Raw genomic sequence first — 21,275 nt, 5'->3', positions numbered from 1 at the left:
TTTAAAGTATCCTTAGCAATAATCCTTTTAGATATTCTCCTTCAGGGAAAGAAAGACTTACCGGGTGGTCTTCAGGCTGACAGAACTGTCTGATGATCTGTACTTCGCGGCCTGCATCCAATGCGGCCCATGCAATGATCTGTTTAAAGGTTTCCATGTCTACTGCTCCGGAGCAGGAAAATGTAGCCAGGATGCCCCCTTTTTTAAGCAGGAGCATGCCAAGCCTGTTCAGGTCTTTGTAAGCCCTTGCTGCCCGGTCCAGTGCGGATCTTGAAGGCGCGTATTTTGGCGGGTCTAACACCAATACATCAAAGGTTTTTCCTTCGTCTTTAAAAATGCGCAGTTGCTTGTTGACATCAGATTGTATGCTATGCTGATTGGATCCTTTAAAACCGTTCAGTTCCAGATTGTGCTGCAGGGTTTCAATGGCCAGTGCAGAACTGTCTACGCTGGTAACGGATGCGGCACCGGATTTCAGGCTGTTTAAGGTAAATCCTCCGCTGTAGCAGAAACAATCCAGAACGGATTTGCCCCTGGTGTAATCAGCCAGGATTTTCCGGTTGTCGCGCTGGTCGCAATAGAAGCCTGACTTCTGGCCATCGGCAATGTTGATGTGGTAAAGAATGCCGTTTTCTTTTACTTCAATAAATTCAGGAGGGGTTTCTCCCCATAAAAGACCTTGTGTAGCTTCGAGGTTTTCATGTTTACGTGCGCCGGCATCACTTTTATCGAATATCCCTGTTGGGTTTAGCAATTCCCTGAGGAGCTCGATAAGTGTTGCTTTTATGCTTTCCATGCCTGCACTTAATATTTGCAGGGAAAGAAAGCCGGCATATTTATCTACGATCAGGCCAGGTAAAAAATCTGCTTCACTGAATACCAGTCTGCAGGTATTGGTATTTTCGTTTAATACATGGTCCCTTGAGGCGATGGCGGCTTTGAGTTTTTCCCGGTACCAGGACTTGTTTATCGTGGTATTTTCATCCCATTCGAGCAAACGAAGGGCTACCCGGGATTGATCGTTGTAATAGGCATAGGCCAGAAATTCTTTTGCTGCTGACCTTAGGGTTACCACTTCTCCATTTTCAGGATTTCCCTTTATTTTATCAATTGCACCAGAAAAGATCCAGGGGTGACGGAGCATAGCGGCTTTTTCTTTGCCTTTTTTTAGGATTACATCGATCATTTCGCAAATATAAAGGTAAAAAATTGGTATCTCCTCTAAGGCTGCATAATTCGCCGAAAAGGCGAAAGACGCTATGCCTTTTCGGAGATCCAATTTTTTTGGAAAGGCATAGCGTCTTTGAAGCGGTATAACTGTTTTATTTTTCCTTGCTTAAGGCCATTTTTATCGCAAGGGATGCCAGGATACTTGCCATAAACCATTTCTGGATTTTTACCCAGCCGGGACTTTTTGAAAAAAACAGGGCAACTTTTGATGCAGTTAAAACGATGATAAAGTTAACTGTAAAGCTGATGCTTACCTGGGTAATGCCCAGTTGAAGGCTTTGTATGAAGACCGAGCCATATTCCGGTTTGATAAAATAGGGGAAGAATGACAAATAGAATACGGCAACTTTAGGGTTCAGGATGGTAGTAAGGACCCCTATTTTGAACAATTTAGCCGGTTTGTCGTTTGGCAGGTCTTGTCTGACTTCGAAAAGACTTTTTCCGTTGGGCTTAATGGCCTGGTAGGCCAGGTACAGGAGGTACAACACCCCCAGGGTTTTAATGGTGGAGTATACAAAAGGAACGGCAAAAAGTACTGCTGTGAGTCCGGCAGAGACCATGATGATGTGAAAAAGGAAACCGGAAATGATGCCGGCCAGTGAAATTAACCCGGATCGCTGTCCCTGGGTAATGGAACGGGAGATTAAATAGATCATGTTAGGACCGGGGCTGATCACCAGGAGCAGGGCGGCCAGGGCAAAATAGGAAATTTCCTGGAGTGGTATCATTTGTATAGGAATCAGGGGGTTATGGCCCTGACTTTACAAATATATAGAGAACAGCAGAGATATGGTAGACAGTATTGCTGATAAGTTGTAATTTTATCGCATGGAAGAAATAACCTGGAACGATTTTGAAAAAGTGGAACTGCGTGCAGGGACAATCCTGGAAGTCATCGATTATCCTGAAGCCAGAAAGCCGGCCTATAAAGTGAAAGTAGATTTTGGTGAGTTTGGCATTAAAATGAGCAGTGCGCAGATTACAGCACTGTATACTAAGGAAGAGCTGATCGGCCAACAGATCGTTGGTGTAGTCAATTTCCCTAAAAAACAGATCGGCAAGTTCATGTCAGAATTCCTGGTAACGGGTTTTGCTGATGAAAACGGGAATATAGTGTTGACCACCTTAAACGGCAAAGTGCCGGATGGGAGTAAAATGATATAATGAGTTATTATAATTTTTCAGCAGAAGAGAACTCTGCGGCAGAGGATGAACATTTTATGCGCCTGGCCTTGCAGGAAGCACAAAAAGCTTATGATTTAAAGGAAATCCCGATTGGGGCCATTGTGGTTTGTAAAGGCAAAATAGTAGGCCGGGGGCATAATTTAACTGAGCAGCTGAACGATGTGACGGCACATGCAGAAATGCAGGCTTTTACAGCGGCATCACAGACCTTAGGGGGCAAATATTTAAAAGATTGCACCCTGTACGTAACCATTGAGCCTTGTGTAATGTGTGCCGGGGCAAGTTACTGGACACAGATCGGCAAGCTGGTGTATGGCGCCCCTGAACCCAAAAGAGGTTTTACCACAAAAAGCAATCAATTGCTGCACCCAAAAACGGTTTTGAAGAGCGGGGTTTTGGCACAGGAGTGCGGGGCATTGATGACAAAATTCTTTGCAGATAAAAGGGGCTAAACTTGACAAAGTATTGAACAAAACTTAACCCCCGATTGTTATATTTGCTGGTGAAGCCCGTTGGCATAAACAAATGGGCCCGAAATAATAAATTTTTTAAACTTAAATCATACTAATATGGCTTTTGAATTACCTGCGTTACCTTACGCAACAGATGCACTAGAACCGCATATCGACAAACAAACTATGGAAATCCACCATGGTAAACACCATCAGGCTTACGTTACCAACCTAAATAAAGCTTTAGAAGGCAAGCCAGAGGCAAGCCAAAGCATCGAAGAAATTGTTAAAAATATCTCTAAGTTCCCTGCAGCAGTAAGAAACAACGGTGGCGGTCATTTTAACCACTCCTTGTTCTGGGAAGTGATAGGCCCAAATAAAGGTGGAGAGCCAACAGGTGAACTGGCTGATGCGATCAATGCTGCATTTGGTTCGTTTGCGGATTTCAAAACTAAATTTGCGGAAGCAGGAGCAACCCGCTTTGGTTCGGGCTGGGCCTGGTTAAGCGTGGGTGCTGACAAGAAATTAGTGGTTTCCTCTACACCTAATCAGGACAATCCTTTAATGGATATCGCTGAAGTAAAGGGAACCCCGATTTTAGGTATGGATGTATGGGAGCATGCTTATTACCTGAAATATCAAAACAGACGTCCTGATTATATTGCTGCTTTCTGGAGTGTAGTAAACTGGGATGCTGTAGCAGAACGTTTCAAAAAAGCGTAGTTTATTTCTCCTGTGTAAGAACAGGATCAATGATATATAAAGAGGCCCTGGTGTGAGAACGCCGGGGCCTCTTTATATCCCTACAACATCCCTTTTCTTTTTCTGCCTCATGGCTTTCGGGACTACGGCAAGGATTTCTTCTTTCAAGGCATTTAACATCCGTTTCTTAATGAAGTTTTTATGCGTGACCAGGCTGATTTCCCTTACCGGTTCGGGTGATTTGAAATGCCTTACCTTGCTCAGCTGTCTGCTGCTCAGCTCTTCCAGCGCCAGTTCGGGTAACAATGTCGCGCCATTGTTCCTGTCTACCATACGGATCAGTGTTTCTACGCTTCCTGTATTATAGGTAAGGCCCTGAAGCCGGTTGTGTTTGGTTGACCGACAGATATTTAATACCTGTGAGCGCATGCAATGGCCTTCATTTAACAGCCAGATATTCTCATCTTCCAGGTCGTTGGCGTCGATGGTCCTCTTTTTATAAAGTTTACTGTTTTTACTGATGTAAGTGACAAAATTTTCGTAATAAAGAGGCACTTCTTCTATAACCGCATCAACCAAAGGGGTTGCCAGGATCCCGCAGTCGAGCACCCCTGTTTTAAGGTGGTGGATAATATCTTCAGTGGTATACTCCCAGATCAATAACTTCAGATCCGGAAATTTCTCCATCATTGCGGCAATCACTTTAGGCAATAAATAAGGGGCTACAGTAGGGATGATGCCTACCTTAAGCTCGCCACTTACCTCCTGCTGCTGGTTGCTGATGATCTCTTTAATTTTCAGGCTTTCCTGTAAAACCAGGCGCGCCTGCTCAATAATCTGGGTACCAATTTCAGTAGGTATAACGGGCTGTTTGCTGCGGTCAAAGATTTTTACATTGAGCATTTCTTCCAGTTTTTGCACCTGCATGCTCAAAGTAGGTTGGGTAACAAAGCATTTTTCTGCGGCGCCCACAAAACTTCTGTAAGTATCTACAGCTACAATGTATTCCAGTTGTACCAATGTCATATAGCTAAAGTTTATTTTCTTTAGCAAAGATATCGGTTTTAGCTATGTTTGGCTAAAAAATCTGCGTAAGCCAATTTTATCCCTTCTTCCAGTTCTGTTTTATGTTTCCAGCCTAGGCTGTGCAGTTTGGATACATCCATTAATTTGCGTGGGGTACCATCTGGTTTACTGCTGTCGAAGGTCAGTTTTCCTTCAAAGCCGATAACGTTTTTAATCAGCAGGGCAAGGTCTTTAATGGTCAGGTCTTTGCCTGTTCCAATATTGATAAACCCAGGTTCGTTAAAGTTTTGCATCAGGAAGTAGCAGGCATCCGCCAGGTCGTCGGCAAAAAGGAATTCCCGCATTGGTGTACCAGAACCCCAGATGTTGACTTCTTCGCTGCCATTAATTTTGGCTTCGTGGAACTTGCGGATCAGGGCAGGCAAAACATGGGAATTTTGGGGGTGATAATTGTCGTTATACCCGTAAAGGTTGGTGGGCATCACAGAAATGAAATCGCAGTGATATTGGGCACGGTAGGCATCGGCCATTTTAATGCCTGCAATTTTTGCAATGGCATAGGGCTCATTGGTTTCTTCGAGCAGGCCGGTCAGCAGGTATTCTTCCTTTAAGGGTTGTGGGGCAAGTTTTGGATAAATACAGCTGGAACCCAGGAACATGAGTTTTTTAACCTCATTTTTATAAGCCTGATGGATCACATTGTTCTGGATACAAAGGTTTTCATATAAAAAATCGGCCCTGTAGGTGTTGTTGGCAACAATACCGCCCACTTTTGCTGCGGCCAGAAATACATATTCGGGCTGTTCTTTTTGGAAAAAACCGGTAACGGCCAGCTGGTCCCGCAGGTCAAGTTCTGCAGATGTTCTGACGATCAGGTTTTGGTAGCCCTCTTTTTGTAATTTGCGGTAAATAGCAGATCCAACCATTCCCCGGTGTCCTGCAACATATATTTTTGCGTTTTTTTCCACGTATGCCTTAATATTTGTTGCAAAAGTACGGTAAGCAATTGAAAATACATATTTACCTAAGTTTTATTTAAGTTTGTATGAAATAAAAAAAGGCTGTTTTAAAATTACAATACAAAAATAGTGGGTAAAGATAAATTAAGAAAATTTGCTGAAATAGATACTTTTCCAAATGTATACCAGCTGGATGAAGGTAAAGAATTGAAGGGCAAATGGGCAGCACAGCATTTTAAAAATGACCATCCTGTTGTACTTGAACTGGCTTGTGGTAAAGGCGAATATGCCGTTAGTTTAGCAAAAATGTTTCCTAAAAAGAACTTTATTGGAGTAGACCTTAAAGGCAACAGGATATGGAGAGGGGCCCGTACCGGGGTAGATGAAGGGATTACCAATCTTGCCTTTTTAAGGATACAGATAGAGGATATTGTAGATTTTTTTGGGGAAAATGAAGTGGATGAGATCTGGATCACCTTTCCTGACCCCCAGCCACAGGACAGCCGTGAAAAAAAACGCCTTACTTTTCCTGGATTTTTGGACAGGTACAGAATGTTCTTAAAACCGGGGGGCAAAATTAATTTAAAAACCGACAACGACGGGCTGTATCTTTATACGGTAGAGAAAGTTGAAGAACTGGGATTGAAATGTCATAAAAAGACAGACCAGCTGTATAAATCGGAGCTGTACGATGATGTGCTTTCTATTAAAACGCATTACGAGCGGATTTATTTAAAGCATGATAAAAATATCAATTATATACAATTCTCTTTTGAGTAATGGAACAATCGTTTTACGACCAGGTGTTTGAATTGGTGAGACTGATCCCTAAAGGAAGGGTAACCTCTTATGGGGCCATTGCCAAAAGCTTAGGGGCCGGGGGCTCGGCCCGCATGGTAGGTTATGCCATGAGCAATGCCGGCCTTGCCGATCCGCCGGTTCCGGCACACAGGGTAGTAAACAGCAGTGGCCTGCTTACGGGGAAGTTTCATTTTAAAACACCCGACTTAATGCAGGAACTGCTCGAGAAGGAAGGCATTGTTGTAAAAGACGATAAAATCCAGCACTTTAAAAAGTACTTTTGGGACCCCTTGCAAGAGTTATAACAAATATATTATGGCAGATGTAGTTAGATGCGGATGGTGTGGTACCGATCCTTTGTATGTAAAATATCATGATGAGGAATGGGGTAAACCTGTTTACGATGATCAAACGCTTTTTGAGTTCCTGATTTTAGAAGGGGCGCAGGCTGGCTTGAGCTGGATTACAATATTGAAGCGGCGCGAAGGCTACAGAAAAGCTTTTGCCGGGTTTGATGTTGAAAAGGTAGCGGCATTTAATGAAAAAGATGAAGAGCGGTTGATGAACGATACGGGGATCATCAGAAACAGGTTAAAAGTAAAGGCTGCCATTAACAATGCTAAACTTTTTATAGCCATACAAAAAGAGTTTGGCTCTTTTGCTGATTATATGTGGGGCTTCCTTCCGGATAAAAAGCCCATCCAGAACCCCATCCGCAGCTTAAAAGATGTTCCTGCACGGACAGAAATATCAGATGCCATTAGCAAGGACATGAAAAAAAGAGGCTTTAAGTTTTTTGGTACGACCATTTGTTATGCACACATGCAGGCTACTGGAATGGTGAACGATCATGTTGCAGACTGTATTTGCCGCTAACTTATTGTTTGTGCATGGAGTTATAAGCCGCTACAAATGATCTGATCAGTTTTGCATCGAAGCTTTCGGTTGCTTTTATGCGTTCGGCCAGGTCTTCATCATTGGTTAGCTTTAGCAGCAGTATATTTTTAATCTGTTGATTTTTGCTGTCAGAATTTCCCCCTTCGGGAATTTCCAGCATTGGGCCGGTGCCAAATTTTTCTATAAAGTAGGCCGTAGGCCCTGTTACCCTGGATTGCGGTTCTTCCTGCCGGTTCCTGCCCCCGCCAATGGTAATTCCTACACCGCCACCCAGTCCGCCAAAACCACCTGTACCACCACCAATACCTACGCTTGGCCTTATGCGTGCCCTTTTGGGTTGTACTTCTTCAACACCGCCGGTGCTGCCCCCAATGCTGTAAAGGTTTACGGCACCGTTTTCTATCAGCTTAAAGAAGCGGTGTTCCATCTTTTTTTTGATCACGATGGGCTTGCTTACATAGGTTTCACCATTCCATAGAAATTCCCGGATGTCCTTTGCCTTAAACTGGGAGAGGGACTCATCTTCATTTTTGAGCACAACAGTCGAAAAATCTGTGCCCTGAATGGTGCCGCGAACAAAATTTCCCTCGGAAATTACTATCGCATCCTGTGCTTTTAACACGATAGATGTGGTTAAAAGCAGCAACAGCATCACATATACCTTTATTGATCTCATAGCGATCAAATAACGGAAATTATTAGGTTATTAGTACCTTTATCGGAGTAACATTATAGAGTATATGAAAAAACTTTTTCTTCTTGACGGTATGGCGCTGATTTACAGGGCGCATTTTGCACTGAGTAAAAACCCAAGATTTACTTCAACAGGTATCAATACTTCGGCAGTAATGGGCTTTGCCAATACTTTGATGGAAGTGTTAAAAAAAGAAAACCCCACACATATAGCTGTAGTTTTTGATACGGATGCCCCAACTGAAAGGCATACCGATTTTGAGGCGTATAAAGCCCATCGTGAGGCCATGCCGGAAGACCTTTCTGCAGCGCTTCCCTATATTTTTAAACTGATCGAAGGATTCAGGATCCCGGTGATCACAAAAGACGGTTTTGAGGCAGATGATATTATTGGAACTTTGGCCAAAGAAGCAGAAAAAAAAGGTTTCCAGGTATTTTGCATGACCCCGGATAAGGATTTTGCACAATTGGTATCGGACAATATTTTTATTTATAAGCCCGCACGTATGGGCAATGAAATGGAAATAATGGGGGTGAAAGAAGTGCTGGCCAAATGGGAAATTGAACGTGTTGAACAAGTCATTGATATCCTCGGACTATGGGGTGATGCGGTAGATAATATTCCGGGCATACCTGGCATAGGAGAAAAAACGGCAAAAGCACTCATTAAACAATATGGTTCGGTAGAAAATATCATTGCCAATTCGCATGAATTAAAAGGCAAACAGCGTGAGAATGTGGAAACTTATGCTGAACAGGGCCTGATCTCTAAAAAACTGGCCACCATTATACTCAATGTTCCGGTAGAATTTGATGAGAAGGCCCTTGAATTGGAAGAGCCAAGCCGGGAATTGCTGGAACCTTTATTTGCTGAGCTGGAATTCAGGACCATAGGTAAAAGGGTATTTGGAGAGGGCTTTAACAGAGGGGCAACAATGGTGGTTTCGCAGCAAACCGATCTTTTTGGAAATGTGGTTAGTGAAACCATCAGCTATGTAGAAACGGTTGTACAAACTGTACCCGAGACTACAGAGCTGGAGGAAACAAAGCCACTGAATACCATAGAAAATACAAGCCACAATTACCAGCTTGCCAATACCCCGGAACTGCGCAGGGAACTGGTTGATTTGCTGCTGAAGCAGGAAAGCATTTCTTTTGACACCGAAACAACGGGTACGGATGCAAACCTGGCAGAACTGGTAGGGCTGTCTTTCAGCATTAAGCCCGGTGAGGGTTATTATATCCCTGTACCTGCCGAAATGGAAGCTGCGCAACAGATTGTAGAGGAATTCAGACCGGTACTGGAGAATGAAAATATTGTTAAAATAGGACAGAACATTAAATATGATATGCTGATCCTGAAATGGTATGGCATATCGGTAAAGGGGCGGTTGTTTGATACCATGCTGGCCCATTACCTGATTGATCCGGATACCCGTCACAACATGGATGTGCTGTCGGAGAATTATTTAAATTATTCGCCCATCTCCATCACCACACTGATTGGCCCTAAAGGTAAATCGCAGGGTACTATGCGTGATGTGCCTGTTGAAAAGGTAGTGGATTATGCAGCAGAAGATGCGGATATTACCTTACAGCTGGCCAATGTTTTTGAGCCCCTGTTGAAGCAGTTAAATGCTGAAAAGCTGGCTACAGAAGTAGAAAACCCCTTGATTTATGTATTGGCAGATATTGAAAAGGAAGGGGTGAGGATTGATATGGATACCCTGATCAATTATTCAAAAGAGCTGGAGCTGGATATCAGGAAGTTTGAACAAAGTGTATATGATAAATGTGGCATCAAGTTTAACCTGGCCTCGCCAAAACAATTGGGGGAAGTGCTTTTTGATAAGTTACAGCTTGACCCTAAAGCAAAAAAGACTAAAACAGGGCAATACCAGACCGGTGAAGATGTGTTGCTGGCCCTGGCACATAAAAGTGATATTGTCCAGGATATTTTAGATTTCCGTCAGCTGCAAAAGTTAAAATCTACTTACGTAGATGCACTGCCATTGCTGGTTAACCCTAAAACGGGGCGTGTACATACCAGTTTTAACCAGGCGGTAGCTGCAACAGGAAGGTTGAGCTCCAACAATCCAAACCTGCAAAATATCCCGATCCGTACAGAACGGGGCAGGGAAGTACGTAAGGCATTTATTCCCAGAGATGAAAACCATATTTTGCTTTCTGCGGATTATTCGCAGATAGAGCTGCGGATTATAGCCGACATCAGCAAGGAAGAAAATATGCTGGATGCTTTTAAGAATGGAATTGATATTCATACGGCTACTGCAGCCAGGGTTTACGGGATTGCTATTGAGGAGGTAACACCTACACAGCGCCGGAATGCCAAAGCGGTAAATTTTGGGATCATTTATGGTCAGTCGGCTTTTGGCTTGTCGCAAAATCTGGGTATTCCACGTAAGGAAGCTGCAGAAATCATAGAACAGTATTTTACGCAGTACCCTGGAATTAAAAGGTACATGTCGGACACCATGAACTTTGCCCGTGAGAATGGTTTTGTAGAAACCATTCTGGGCAGGAGAAGGTATTTGCGCGACATCAATTCTGCCAACCAGACTGTACGTGGTTTTGCCGAGCGAAACGCGATAAATGCCCCGATCCAGGGATCAGCTGCAGATATGATCAAAGTGGCGATGATCAATATCCACAAGGACATTCAGGATCAGGGCCTGCAATCTAAAATGACGATGCAGGTGCATGATGAGTTGGTGTTTGATGTGCTGAAATCAGAAGTTGAGGCCATGAAGAAGATCATTGCCCATCGGATGAAAACAGCGATCAAAACGACAGTACCCATTGAAGTAGAGATTGGTGAAGGCGAAAACTGGCTCGCTGCACATTAAAGCTCTATAGTTTCGCCTATTGCTGGTAATAAGAGTGTTTTATTTTCTCTTTTGAACTTGGCAACAGCTTCTGCCGTATCAATTTGTATAGGTGGAAAGGTATTGTAATGCACGCCTATTACTTTTTCACATTCCAGGTATTTGGTAGCGATTAAGGCATCATCAACATCCATGGTATAATGTCCGCCTATGGGAAGGATAGCATAATCCAGGTTATAGAGGTCGGCAAGGAGCTTCATTTCAAGGGTAAGCGCCGTATCGCCGGCAAAGTAAACCGTTTTTCCGCCTAGCTCCAATACAAAACCGGCTGGATTACCCCCATAACTGCCGTCGGGATTGCTGCTGGAATGTACGGCCCAGACAGTACGCAGGGTGCCAAAGTCGAATTTAGATTTGCCAAAGTTAATATCGGTTACATTTTTTACCCCCTGTTTTCTTATCCAGTCGGCCACTTCAACCAGGGCTATTACCTGTGCATTGTTCTGGCTGGCAACCTGGACGAGGTCTGCAATATGGTCGCCATGACCATGGCTTACCAGGATATAATCGGCCTTTATGGTTTTGAGGTCTATGTTTTTTGCAAGCACATTATGGGTAATAAAAGGATCGAAAAGAAACTTTTTTCCATCGGCTTCCAATAAGAAACACGATTGTCCGTAATAGGTATATTTCATTGGAGTATATTTTTTAAGGTTATTTATGGTTAGCCACCGAACATGCCGCCCAGGCCTCCAAGCATGTCTTTGGTTGCGGCCTGCATTTCGGCAGCACTTACCTGTTCTGCCTGTGTCAGGGCTTTGTTTATGGCCGTAAGCAACAGCTCTTCCAATTCTTCTTTATCGGCCTCTTTATAAAAGTCTTCTTTAATTTCTACAGCAGTAATGGCTTTGTTTGCAGTAGCCGTTATGCGAATTGCACCACCTTCAACTTCGGCGAAAACCGAAATGGTGTCGAGCCTTTTTTTTATTTCATCGGCCTTTTGCTGCGCGGCCATCAGTTTATCGAACATAATGTGTTTGTCTTTTTTATTAAACAACGAAATTAAGAGAAATTGGTTTAAAGTATGTTGTTTCTTTCTGTTGTTGGGTAAAAATATATAATAATAAGAGGGATTAAAACAGATTGGGCAAGTTGGTGTTATAAAAAGAACTAATTTGAAATGATGGATATACGGTCTAATGAACCCTTCTGGCTGGTAAAAAATGGAATAAAACATGCTTATCCTTCTTTGCGGGAAAGCGCAACTTGTGAAGTGCTGGTTGTTGGTGCTGGCATTACCGGAGCATTAATGGCCCATGCTTTGATCAAAAAAGGCTATAACACTATTTTGATAGACAAAAGAGAAATTGCTTATGGCAGTACATCTGCCACTACTTCTATGCTGCAGTATGAAATAGATGTTCCTTTGTACCAATTGAAAGAACTGATTGGAGAGCAAGGGGCAATTGCCAGCTATAAAGCTTGCAGGGATGCGATTTACAAACTGGAAAACCTGGTGCAGGAGGTCGGATCGGAATGTAGTTTTGAAAAAAAGGAGTCGGTTTATTTTGCGGGGAAAAGTAAAGATGTAGCCTGGCTGAAAAAAGAATATGAGGCCCGTAAATTAGCCGGATTTGAAGTAAAGTGGCTGGAAAAAAAAGAGATAAAAGCTATTTATGGATTGCTGGCTGAAGGAGCGATCTTATCTGCTGAGGGAGGAAGTGTGGATGCATTTTGCCTGGCGCATGACCTCATCCATTACAATGTGGAGAAAGGCCTGAAGGTTTTTGATAAAACAGCACTGAAAAAGGTAAAATATGAAAAAAATGGTGTTACTGTGCTGCTGGATACCGGAGCAGAGATAAAGGCCGGAAAGATTATTTACTGTACGGGTTACGAAACACAAAACATGCTGCCCGATAAAGTGGTGGATTTAAAAAGTACATATGCCATGATCAGTGAGCGGGGAGATGTACACGAAAAAATTTGTGAGCATACTTTATTCTGGAATACGGATAAGCCTTACTTGTACATGCGTACAACCGATGAGGGCCGCATGCTGGTTGGTGGGGAGGATGAAAACTTCAAAAATGCAATACGCCGGGACCTGCTGCTGAATAAAAAGAGAGATAAGCTGATGAAGACATTAAAAAAATATCTGCCCGAAACCAAATTTATTGAAGACTTTTGCTGGTGTGGAACTTTTGGTGAAACAAAAGACGGGTTACCCTATATCGGGGCACACCCTAAATTCCCGGATAGTTATTTTCTTTTGGGCTTTGGAGGGAACGGAATTACCTTTTCGGTAACAGGTGCGGACATGATCACGGAAATGATGGAAGGCAGGCCCGACTTATTATCGCACTATTTCAGGTTTCAACGTTAAATTAATTGCATGGTTTCATTATAAAAATGTAAAAAAATGAAAAACGTATTGCACAACTCAATATTTATTTAAACCTTTGCGCCTCAACTCATTCAAAAAATTATTATACACAGAAAATGATTAAGCACATAACACATAAACTTTCTATTGTTGAAGCAAAAAATATTGCTTCGAGAAGTTTGTTTATTGAGCGCTTGCGACCCATATTTTTTGTGACAACAAACCGGCAAAACTACACGCCGCGGATCTGAGTAAATCTTTTACAAAACTCATTTACGAAGAGGATTGCCTCTCAAAAAACAATTAATCAGAACATTTATATTTTTTCGTTATCATATTAATGAATATAAACGATTTTATAGTGCAGGTTGCACTTCCTGAACATCGTGTCTTTGCAGAAGAGATCTGTGAAGAGATGGCTGAATCGGCGAAAGCACGAGGTACAGGTATCGCCAAACGCTCTCCGGAGTATGTAGCGGCTAAAATGGCTGACGGGAAAGCCGTTATTGCCTTTCATAAGGATGGCTCATGGGCCGGGTTCTGTTATATCGAAACCTGGACACATGGACAGTTCGTGGCCAATTCGGGCCTGATCGTAAGCCCTAAGTACCGCAAGGCAGGATTGGCGCATGCCATTAAAGAAAAGATCTTTGAACTTTCGAGGCAAAAATATCCTAAAGCGAAAATATTTGGCCTGACAACAGGACTGGCTGTAATGAAGATCAATTCAGATCTGGGTTATGAACCGGTTACCTATTCAGAGCTTACCCAGGATGAAGAGTTCTGGAAAGGCTGTCAGAGCTGTGTGAACTTCGAAATATTAAAAATGAAGGAACGTAAAAACTGTATGTGTACGGCGATGCTGTACGATCCGGTTGAGCAAAAGCATGATGCAGCAAAGAAGTTTGCCGAAGAACTGCATAAGAATCCTACATTATATGAGCGTTTTATGAGCATTAAGCAACGATTGGTGCTTAAGTCCAAACCCAATAAGAAGGGATTAAAATCTCTGTTTTTTTTATTTACTGTATTATTTAAATAGCTGTTATATTAAGATGAAGAAGAAAGTTGTTTTAGCATTTAGCGGAGGTCTGGATACCTCGTTTTGTTGTATTTATCTTGCTCAGGACCGTGGACTGGAAGTTCATTCTGTGATTGTAAATACAGGTGGTTTTTCTGACGAAGAGCTAAAGGAAATAGAAAAACGTGCTTATGCCCTTGGTGTAGCTTCTCATGCAGTGGTGGATGAAACCGAAAACTATTATAACAGCTGTATCAGGTACCTGGTATTCGGGAATGTCCTTAAAAATGCAACCTACCCGCTTTCTGTGAGTGCAGAGCGTGTAAGCCAGGCTACGGCCATTGCCAATTATGTAAAAAAGATTGGGGCCGACTATGTAGCCCATGGTAGTACGGGCGCTGGTAACGACCAGGTTCGTTTTGACATGATCTTTAACATCATTATTCCTGAAGTAGAGATCATTACACCGATAAGGGATTTAAAATTATCCCGCGAAGCGGAAATAGAGTACCTGAATGCACATGGTGTTGAATATAGTGCCGAGAAAGCAAGATATTCTATAAACAAGGGGCTTTGGGGTACTTCTGTAGGCGGTAAAGAAACGCTGACCTCGAATGAAACTTTACCTGAAGAGGCCTGGCCTACCCAGGTTTCGGAAAGCAAGGCCCGTAAACTGGAGCTGAGTTTTGAAAAAGGGGAACTGGTAGCTATTGACGGGGAGAGGTTTGAACCGGTAAGGGCCATCCAGAAATTACAGGCTATTGCACAACCTTATGGGATTGGCCGTGACATTCATGTGGGCGATACGATTATTGGTATAAAGGGACGTGTAGGTTTTGAAGCTGCGGCCCCGGTACTGATCATTAAAGCGCACCATACCCTGGAAAAACATACATTAACCAAATGGCAGCTTTCCTGGAAAGAGCAATTGTCTTCTTTCTATGGTAACTGGCTCCATGAGGGGCAGTTTCATGATCCGATAATGCGCAATATAGAGGCTTTTTTAACGGATACACAGAAAGTGGTTAGTGGAAAGGTGTTTGTTGAACTGTTGCCTTATCGTTTTAACATCATCGGTATCGAATCGGAGCATGACCTGATGAGCAATAAATTTGGCAGCTATGGCGAGATGAACAATACCTGGAGTGGTGAGGATGTGAAAGGGTTCTCTAAAATTTTTGGTAACCAGGTCATGATCTGGCATAAAGTGAACAGTCATGAAGGTTAGAGCAGGTATAGTTGGCGGTGCCGGATATACCGGGGGTGAAATGCTCCGTATACTGGTAAACCATCCTTCGGTTGAGATTAAGTTTGTGCAAAGCAAGAGCAATGCCGGCAATAGGATTGCTGATGTGCATACTGACTTGCTCGGGGATACGGACTTAAGGTTCACGGATGCGCTTTCACAGGATATTGATGTGCTGTTTCTCTGCGTTGGCCATGGCGATGCCAGGAAATTTCTTGAGGCAAATGATATTGCCACAGGGATTAAGATCATAGACCTGAGCCAGGATTTCAGGTTAAAGGCCAATGCTGGTGGCAAATGGGTGTATGGTTTGCCAGAATTAAATCGTGAGCTGATCAAAAAGGCAAGTTATATTGCCAACCCGGGCTGTTTTGCAACCTGTATTCAACTGGGGCTGCTACCATTGGCAGCTAAGGGATTATTGAAAAACGAGGTACACCTGAATGCCACAACAGGATCAACAGGAGCGGGACAAAGCTTGTCGGCAACCTCACATTTCAGCTGGCGTAACAATAACCTGTCGGTATATAAAGCTTTTGAACATCAACACCTGAATGAAATTGGGGAGAGTTTAAAACAACTGGACCCTGTATTTGATCAGGTCATAAATTTTATACCGCAGCGGGGAGATTTTACCAGAGGCATACTTGCTGCGATATATCTGGAAAGCGATTTAACCGCTGAAGAGGCCCAGCGCATTTATGAAGATTATTATGCTGCACATCCTTTTACGCATGTAAGCAGGAAAAATATTGATTTAAAACAGGTGGTGAACACCAATAAAGCACTGGTACATGTGGAAAAACATGGTAACAAGCTGTTTATTGTAAGTATAACCGATAATTTGTTAAAAGGTGCCAGCGGACAGGCGGTGCAGAATATGAATTTAATTTTTGGATTGCCGGAAGCTGAAGGACTGCGGCTTAAGGCCCAGGCATTCTAAGCCGGGCCCTTTCCCTACCCGATTCAAAAAACAATTTGTATAACCCTGCCCTGTTAAAGGGCAACAACTTTTAATAAAATGAACTTATTCGACGTATATCCACTAAACAATATAGAAATAGTAAAAGCATCAGGCAGTAAAGTGTGGGATGCCGCAGGTCAGGAATATCTTGACCTTTATGGCGGTCATGCTGTAATTTCTATCGGTCATACCCATCCACATTATGTAAAGCGTTTAACCGAACAGCTGAATAAGGTTGGGTTTTACTCCAATTCCGTTTTAATCCCATTGCAGGCTGAGCTTGCGGAGAAACTGGGTAAGGTATCGGGTAAAACAGACTACCAGTTGTTCCTGTGTAACTCAGGTGCCGAGGCCAATGAAAATGCTTTAAAACTGGCCTCATTTTATAATGGCAGAAAAAAAATAATTGCTTTTAAAGGCGCTTTCCATGGCAGAACATCTTTAGCGGTTGCGGCTACAGACAATCCAAAGATCATTGCCCCGGTAAATGAAACAGACAATGTCGTTTTTTTGCCCCATAACGATGAGGATGCATTAGCAGCGGCTTTTGCAGCTTATGGAAATGAAATTGCTGCAGTAATTATTGAAGGCATACAGGGCGTTGGCGGAATAAAAGAAGCTTCGGTAAGCTTTTTACAGAAGATCCGTTCACTTTGCGATGCATACAACGCCGTTTACATTGCCGATAGTGTGCAATGTGGTTATGGCAGGACCGGCAAATTTTATTCGCACGACTATGCAGGCGTTGATGCCGATGTATACACCATGGCAAAAGGCATGGGGAATGGTTTCCCTGTTGCGGGGATTGCTATTGCCCCTAAGTTTAAACCATGGCATGGTATGCTGGGTACCACCTTTGGAGGTAATCACCTGGCCTGTGCAGCGGGTTTGGCGGTGCTGGAAATTATTGAACAGGACAATTTGCTGAAAAATGCAGCAGAGGTAGGAAGTTACCTGATTGAAGAACTGAAAAAAATAGAGGGCATAAATGAAGTGCGTGGACGTGGCCTGATGATTGGGATAGACCTTCCTGAAAGCTCAGCAAATGTAAAGAAGGACCTCTTGTTTAAGCATAAAATCTTTACCGGAGAGGCAAAGCCTAATGTAATCAGGCTATTGCCAGCTTTAAATTTAACTAAGGATCAGGCAGATCAATTTTTAAATGACTTTAAAATCGCTTTAAAAGGATGAATCAATTTACTTCAGTAAATGATGTGCAGGACATAGGCCAGTTGGTTAAGGACGCACTTGCACTAAAGGAAAACCCTTATGCGCACCAGCATTTGGGTAAAAACAAGACGCTTGGCCTTGTTTTTCTGAACCCGAGCTTACGTACCCGTTTAAGTGCCCAAAAGGCGGCCCTTAATTTGGGTATGAACGTGATGGTGATGAACATGGACAAAGAAGGCTGGGCATTGGAAACGCAGGATGGCGTGGTGATGAACGGCACTACAGTAGAACATATCCGTGAGGCTGCTGCGGTAATGGGGCAGTATTGTGATGTTTTAGGCTTACGGTCTTTTCCTAAGCTGCTAAACAGAGATGAGGATTATAATGAAGATTTCTTCAATAAGTTCATAAAATATTGTAAGGTGCCGGTGGTAAGTTTAGAAAGCGCTACACGGCATCCTTTGCAAAGCCTGGCAGACCTGGTAACAATTAAGGAAACCTGGAAAGCCGGGGGCAAACCTAAGGTTGTACTGGCCTGGGCACCGCACATTAAGGCCTTACCGCAGGCGGTACCTAATTCATTTGCCGAATGGATGTGCAAGGCACAGGAGGAAGGAATGCTCGATTTTACCATAGCACAGCCTAAAGGCTATGAACTGAGTGAAGATTTTACACCGGGTGCGAACATTACTTATAATCTGGACGAGGCTTTGGCCGGGGCCGATTATATTTATGTCAAAAACTGGTCGAGTTATAAAGAGTATGGTAAAGTGCTTACCTATCCTGAAGGCTGGATGCTGAACAATGACAAATTAAAAGAGACCAATGATGCTAAAGTGATGCACTGTTTGCCCGTAAGAAGGGATTTGGAACTCTCATCAGAAATACTGGATGGGCCTAACTCATTGGTGATACACGAGGCAGGAAACCGTTTATGGGCAGCGCAGGCGGTATTGAAGCAAATGTTGGAGAAACTGTAAAGCGATGAAGAAAACACTCAATGTAATTAAGATAGGTGGAAATGTAATTGACAGTTCAGAAAAGCTGCATCAGTTTTTGCTGGATTTTACTGCGCTTCCGGGCGATAAGATTTTAATTCATGGCGGTGGAAAGGTGGCTACCGAACTGGGCGTGTCTTTGGGTGTTGAAGCTAAAATGGTTGAGGGCAGGCGTATTACTGATATAGAGACACTTAGGGTGGTTACGATGGTGTATGCCGGTCTGATCAATAAAAATATGGTGGCCCAACTGCAGGCAAGGGGCTGCAATGCAATCGGTTTAAGTGGTGCCGATGGAAATGTGATCAAAGCTGTAAAACGACCTGTAAAGGATATTGACTGGGGTTTTGTGGGCGACCTGGATCAGGACTCAGTTTCAACGGAAACATTGGGTAGTTTGTTAAATGCAGGATTAGTGCCGGTACTGTGTGCGATTACCCATGACGGGGATGCCCAGCTGCTGAATACCAATGCGGATACCATTGCTTCGGCTGTGGCGGTGGCCATGTCTTCACAATATGAAACCGCGCTGATCTATTGCTTTGAAAAAAGAGGGGTAATGCGTGATGTTGAAGATGAAGATTCTTTGGTTGCAGAGATCAGGATGCATGAGTTTGATACTTTAAAAAATGAAGGTGTGGTTTCTGGAGGAATGATCCCTAAATTGCACAATGCTTTTGAAGCAATAAAAAGTGGGGTTGCCGCTGTGTATATTGGTAAGGCTGATGAATTACCACAAATTAACGGAGGCAATTTCGGAACCAGATTAATTCAATAATTATGAACAAGTTTAAAGGCAGGGTTGCCATTTTGGGAAGTGGAAATATTGGTGTTTCTTTAGCAAAAGGCCTGGTTAAATCGGGTTATGCCGAAGCCGGACAGATCAGTTTAACAAGAAGAAGTGCTGCTGGTTTAACCGATCTGGCAGAACAGGGCTTTGCGGTAAGTACAGACAATGCCGCGGTAGTTGCCAATGCAGATATTGTTGTTTTAGCTGTACTGCCACAACAATTGAACAATTTGCTGGCACAGATAGGAGCGGTGGTTGATGTGCAGAAACACGTGTTTATTTCAGTTGCCTCGGGGGTAAGCTGTGCAGATATCAGGAGTAAAATAGGCGAGGATGTACAGGTGGTAAGGGCCATGCCAAATACGGCCATTGCCATTGGACAATCTATGACCTGTGTGGCAACGGATAATGCAAGTCAGCAAAATGTGGAAGAGGTAACCCGTATGTTTGAAACAGTAGGGTCTGTAGTTAAAATTAATGAAGACCTGATGACTTCTGCTACGGCATTGTGTGCCTGTGGTATTGCCTTCTTTTTACGGGCCATCAGGGCGGCCTCACAAGGAGGAGTAGAAATTGGTTTTCATGCAGATGAGGCGCTGAAAATGGCTGTGCAAACAGCGAAAGGTGCGGCAGATCTGCTTTTGCTGATGCAATCACACCCCGAGCAGGAAATAGATAAGGTAACTTCACCTAAGGGCTGTACCATTGCTGGATTGAACGAAATGGAACACAATGGATTTAGTTCTTCCTTAATTAAGGGGATTAAGCTCTCGGCAATTAAAGCCGGTGCTTTATATACAAAAGAATAAGCGGGGATTTACGGATATGGAAAGCGATTTATTTAAGGAAAGTATTAAGAGGGATGCGGTAGAATTATTGAAACAATTGATCAGCATCCCATCTTTCAGTAAAGAAGAAGATAAGACCGCAGATGCAATTGAGGCTTTCCTGCAGCAGCGGAATATAAAAACACACCGTAAGCTGAACAACATCTGGGCATACAACAAATATTTTGATGCGGCTAAGCCAACCCTGCTCTTAAATTCACATCATGATACCGTGAAGCCAAACTCGGGCTATACGCGCGATCCTTACGCGGCTACAGTGGAAGATGACAAATTGTATGGGCTGGGTAGTAATGATGCCGGAGGCTGCCTGGTATCGCTTATAGCAACCTTTCTTTATTATTATGATCAGGAAGGTTTAAATTATAACATCTGTCTGGCTGCTACAGCTGAAGAAGAGATTTCAGGCAACAATGGCCTGGAATGCATACTGCCCGACCTTGGGGAGCTGGAATTTGCCATTGTAGGAGAGCCTACCCTGATGAACCTGGCCATTGCAGAACGGGGTTTGCTGGTGCTGGACTGTACCAGCTATGGAAAGGCCGGGCATGCTGCACGTGAAGAAGGTGACAATGCCATTTATAAGGCGCTAAAGGATATAGAATGGTTCCGCAATTATCGTTTTTCGAAGGTGTCCGAAATGTTTGGCCCTTTAAAAATGTCGGTTACCATTATTAATGCAGGCTCGCAGCACAACGTAGTGCCCGCTTCCTGTATTTTTACAGTTGATGTGAGGGTAACTGATGCCTATACCAATGAGGAAGTGTTAAAGATTATCCGGACCAATGTGGACTGCGAGGTTGTACCCCGCTCTATCCGGCTAAAACCTTCGTCAATTGATAAGGAACATCCCATCGTACAGTCGGGTATTGCCCTTGGAAGGACAACTTATGGTTCACCTACCACATCGGACCAGGCCTTATTGAGCATTCCTTCCTTAAAGGTTGGTCCTGGTGATTCTGCGCGGTCGCACATGGCGGATGAGTATGTTCACCTGAGCGAAATTGAAAAGGGGATCGGACTTTATATAGAAATGCTGAAGCCGGTTGTTAACGGGAAATAAA

The 21,275-nt window shown here is 43.3% G+C and carries 23 protein-coding genes; 16 read left to right on the top strand and 7 right to left on the bottom strand.

Annotated elements, in window-relative coordinates; all coding sequences use genetic code 11:
• Position 1: 1 nt before the first annotated feature.
• Together PHEP_RS21070 and PHEP_RS21065 are read right to left on the bottom strand one after the other, a co-directional pair.
• Positions 2–1,186, bottom strand: a complete 1,185-nt coding sequence (locus PHEP_RS21070; RefSeq protein WP_015810023.1) for a class I SAM-dependent rRNA methyltransferase — start codon at positions 1,184–1,186, stop codon at positions 2–4.
• Positions 1,187–1,322: 136 nt separating this feature from the next.
• Positions 1,323–1,958 carry a LysE family translocator gene (locus PHEP_RS21065; RefSeq protein WP_015810022.1) on the bottom strand — a complete coding sequence of 212 codons (636 nt, stop codon included), beginning with the start codon at positions 1,956–1,958 and terminating at the stop codon, positions 1,323–1,325.
• Between the two features lie 100 nt (positions 1,959–2,058).
• Here PHEP_RS21065 and PHEP_RS21060 point away from each other — a divergent pair, with 100 nt between their 5' ends.
• From PHEP_RS21060 to PHEP_RS21050, 3 genes are all read left to right on the top strand, one after another.
• The gene (locus tag PHEP_RS21060) at positions 2,059–2,394 is read left to right on the top strand and encodes a tRNA-binding protein (RefSeq protein ID WP_015810021.1); all 336 of its coding nucleotides are present in this window, start codon (positions 2,059–2,061) and stop codon (positions 2,392–2,394) included.
• The gene (locus tag PHEP_RS21055) at positions 2,394–2,867 is read left to right on the top strand and encodes a nucleoside deaminase (RefSeq protein WP_015810020.1); all 474 of its coding nucleotides are present in this window, start codon (positions 2,394–2,396) and stop codon (positions 2,865–2,867) included. The genes PHEP_RS21060 and PHEP_RS21055 overlap by 1 nt, the downstream gene beginning before the upstream one ends.
• 117 nt (positions 2,868–2,984) lie before the next feature.
• Positions 2,985–3,590 carry a superoxide dismutase gene (locus PHEP_RS21050; protein WP_015810019.1) on the top strand — a complete coding sequence of 202 codons (606 nt, stop codon included), beginning with the start codon at positions 2,985–2,987 and terminating at the stop codon, positions 3,588–3,590.
• 72 nt (positions 3,591–3,662) lie between these two features.
• On the opposite strand, the gene PHEP_RS21045 is transcribed toward PHEP_RS21050, so the two are convergent.
• Positions 3,663–4,595 carry a hydrogen peroxide-inducible genes activator gene (locus PHEP_RS21045; RefSeq protein WP_015810018.1) on the bottom strand — a complete coding sequence of 311 codons (933 nt, stop codon included), beginning with the start codon at positions 4,593–4,595 and terminating at the stop codon, positions 3,663–3,665.
• A gap of 38 nt (positions 4,596–4,633) precedes the next feature.
• On the bottom strand, positions 4,634–5,563 hold the full coding sequence (fcl, locus tag PHEP_RS21040) for a GDP-L-fucose synthase (protein WP_015810017.1): 930 nt from the start codon (positions 5,561–5,563) through the stop codon (positions 4,634–4,636).
• A gap of 120 nt (positions 5,564–5,683) precedes the next feature.
• Between fcl and trmB the strand changes: the two genes are divergently transcribed.
• From trmB to PHEP_RS21025, 3 genes are read left to right on the top strand one after another with little or no spacing between them, the layout of a single operon-like run.
• Entirely contained in the window at positions 5,684–6,334 is a 651-nt protein-coding gene (gene trmB / locus PHEP_RS21035; RefSeq protein ID WP_015810016.1) for a tRNA (guanosine(46)-N7)-methyltransferase TrmB, read from the top strand.
• Complete coding sequence (locus PHEP_RS21030) at positions 6,334–6,660, top strand: MGMT family protein (RefSeq protein WP_015810015.1); 327 nt, start codon at positions 6,334–6,336, stop codon at positions 6,658–6,660. The genes trmB and PHEP_RS21030 overlap by 1 nt, the downstream gene beginning before the upstream one ends.
• Positions 6,661–6,670: 10 nt before the next feature.
• Positions 6,671–7,231: a DNA-3-methyladenine glycosylase I gene (locus PHEP_RS21025; protein ID WP_015810014.1), complete on the top strand. Its 561-nt coding sequence runs from the start codon at positions 6,671–6,673 to the stop codon at positions 7,229–7,231.
• A gap of 1 nt (position 7,232) precedes the next feature.
• On the opposite strand, the gene PHEP_RS21020 is transcribed toward PHEP_RS21025, so the two are convergent.
• Positions 7,233–7,928, bottom strand: a complete 696-nt coding sequence (locus tag PHEP_RS21020) for a hypothetical protein (protein WP_015810013.1) — start codon at positions 7,926–7,928, stop codon at positions 7,233–7,235.
• Between the two features lie 64 nt (positions 7,929–7,992).
• On the opposite strand from PHEP_RS21020, the gene polA reads away from it, so the two are divergent.
• The gene (gene polA, locus PHEP_RS21015; protein WP_015810012.1) at positions 7,993–10,812 is read left to right on the top strand and encodes a DNA polymerase I; all 2,820 of its coding nucleotides are present in this window, start codon (positions 7,993–7,995) and stop codon (positions 10,810–10,812) included.
• Here polA and PHEP_RS21010 read toward each other — a convergent pair.
• Positions 10,809–11,486: a metal-dependent hydrolase gene (locus PHEP_RS21010; protein WP_015810011.1), complete on the bottom strand. Its 678-nt coding sequence runs from the start codon at positions 11,484–11,486 to the stop codon at positions 10,809–10,811. The genes polA and PHEP_RS21010 overlap by 4 nt on opposite strands.
• Before the next feature lie 29 nt (positions 11,487–11,515).
• Positions 11,516–11,821: a YbaB/EbfC family nucleoid-associated protein gene (locus PHEP_RS21005; protein WP_015810010.1), complete on the bottom strand. Its 306-nt coding sequence runs from the start codon at positions 11,819–11,821 to the stop codon at positions 11,516–11,518.
• A 150-nt stretch (positions 11,822–11,971) separates the two neighbouring features.
• Here PHEP_RS21005 and PHEP_RS21000 point away from each other — a divergent pair, with 150 nt between their 5' ends.
• The 9 genes from PHEP_RS21000 to PHEP_RS20960 all read left to right on the top strand — a co-directional run bounded on the left by PHEP_RS21000 (position 11,972) and on the right by PHEP_RS20960 (position 21,274).
• On the top strand, positions 11,972–13,177 hold the full coding sequence (locus PHEP_RS21000; protein ID WP_015810009.1) for an NAD(P)/FAD-dependent oxidoreductase: 1,206 nt from the start codon (positions 11,972–11,974) through the stop codon (positions 13,175–13,177).
• A 340-nt stretch (positions 13,178–13,517) separates the two neighbouring features.
• Entirely contained in the window at positions 13,518–14,219 is a 702-nt protein-coding gene (locus tag PHEP_RS20995; RefSeq protein ID WP_015810008.1) for an N-acetyltransferase, read from the top strand.
• 13 nt (positions 14,220–14,232) lie between these two features.
• A complete protein-coding gene (gene argG, locus PHEP_RS20990; protein WP_015810007.1) occupies positions 14,233–15,426 on the top strand; it encodes an argininosuccinate synthase in 1,194 nt (397 codons plus the stop codon).
• Entirely contained in the window at positions 15,416–16,387 is a 972-nt protein-coding gene (gene argC, locus PHEP_RS20985; protein WP_015810006.1) for an N-acetyl-gamma-glutamyl-phosphate reductase, read from the top strand. The genes argG and argC overlap by 11 nt, the downstream gene beginning before the upstream one ends.
• Before the next feature lie 78 nt (positions 16,388–16,465).
• Positions 16,466–17,599, top strand: coding sequence for an aspartate aminotransferase family protein (locus PHEP_RS20980; RefSeq protein ID WP_015810005.1), 1,134 nt, complete (start codon positions 16,466–16,468; stop codon positions 17,597–17,599).
• Positions 17,596–18,558 (top strand): Rossmann-fold NAD(P)-binding domain-containing protein, encoded by a 963-nt coding sequence (locus tag PHEP_RS20975; protein ID WP_015810004.1) that lies wholly within the window; start codon positions 17,596–17,598, stop codon positions 18,556–18,558. The genes PHEP_RS20980 and PHEP_RS20975 overlap by 4 nt, the downstream gene beginning before the upstream one ends.
• 4 nt (positions 18,559–18,562) lie before the next feature.
• On the top strand, positions 18,563–19,354 hold the full coding sequence (gene argB / locus PHEP_RS20970; RefSeq protein ID WP_015810003.1) for an acetylglutamate kinase: 792 nt from the start codon (positions 18,563–18,565) through the stop codon (positions 19,352–19,354).
• Between the two features lie 2 nt (positions 19,355–19,356).
• Complete coding sequence (gene proC / locus PHEP_RS20965) at positions 19,357–20,175, top strand: pyrroline-5-carboxylate reductase (protein ID WP_015810002.1); 819 nt, start codon at positions 19,357–19,359, stop codon at positions 20,173–20,175.
• 16 nt (positions 20,176–20,191) lie between these two features.
• The gene (locus PHEP_RS20960) at positions 20,192–21,274 is read left to right on the top strand and encodes a M20 family metallo-hydrolase (protein WP_015810001.1); all 1,083 of its coding nucleotides are present in this window, start codon (positions 20,192–20,194) and stop codon (positions 21,272–21,274) included.
• The last annotated feature ends 1 nt before the right edge of the window (position 21,275 follow it).

The organism is Pedobacter heparinus DSM 2366 (genome assembly GCF_000023825.1).
GTDB classification, from domain to species: Bacteria; Bacteroidota; Bacteroidia; order Sphingobacteriales; family Sphingobacteriaceae; genus Pedobacter; species Pedobacter heparinus.
The sequence above is the reverse complement of the archived record's forward strand: the minus strand, read 5'-3'. Positions and strand labels throughout refer to the sequence as shown.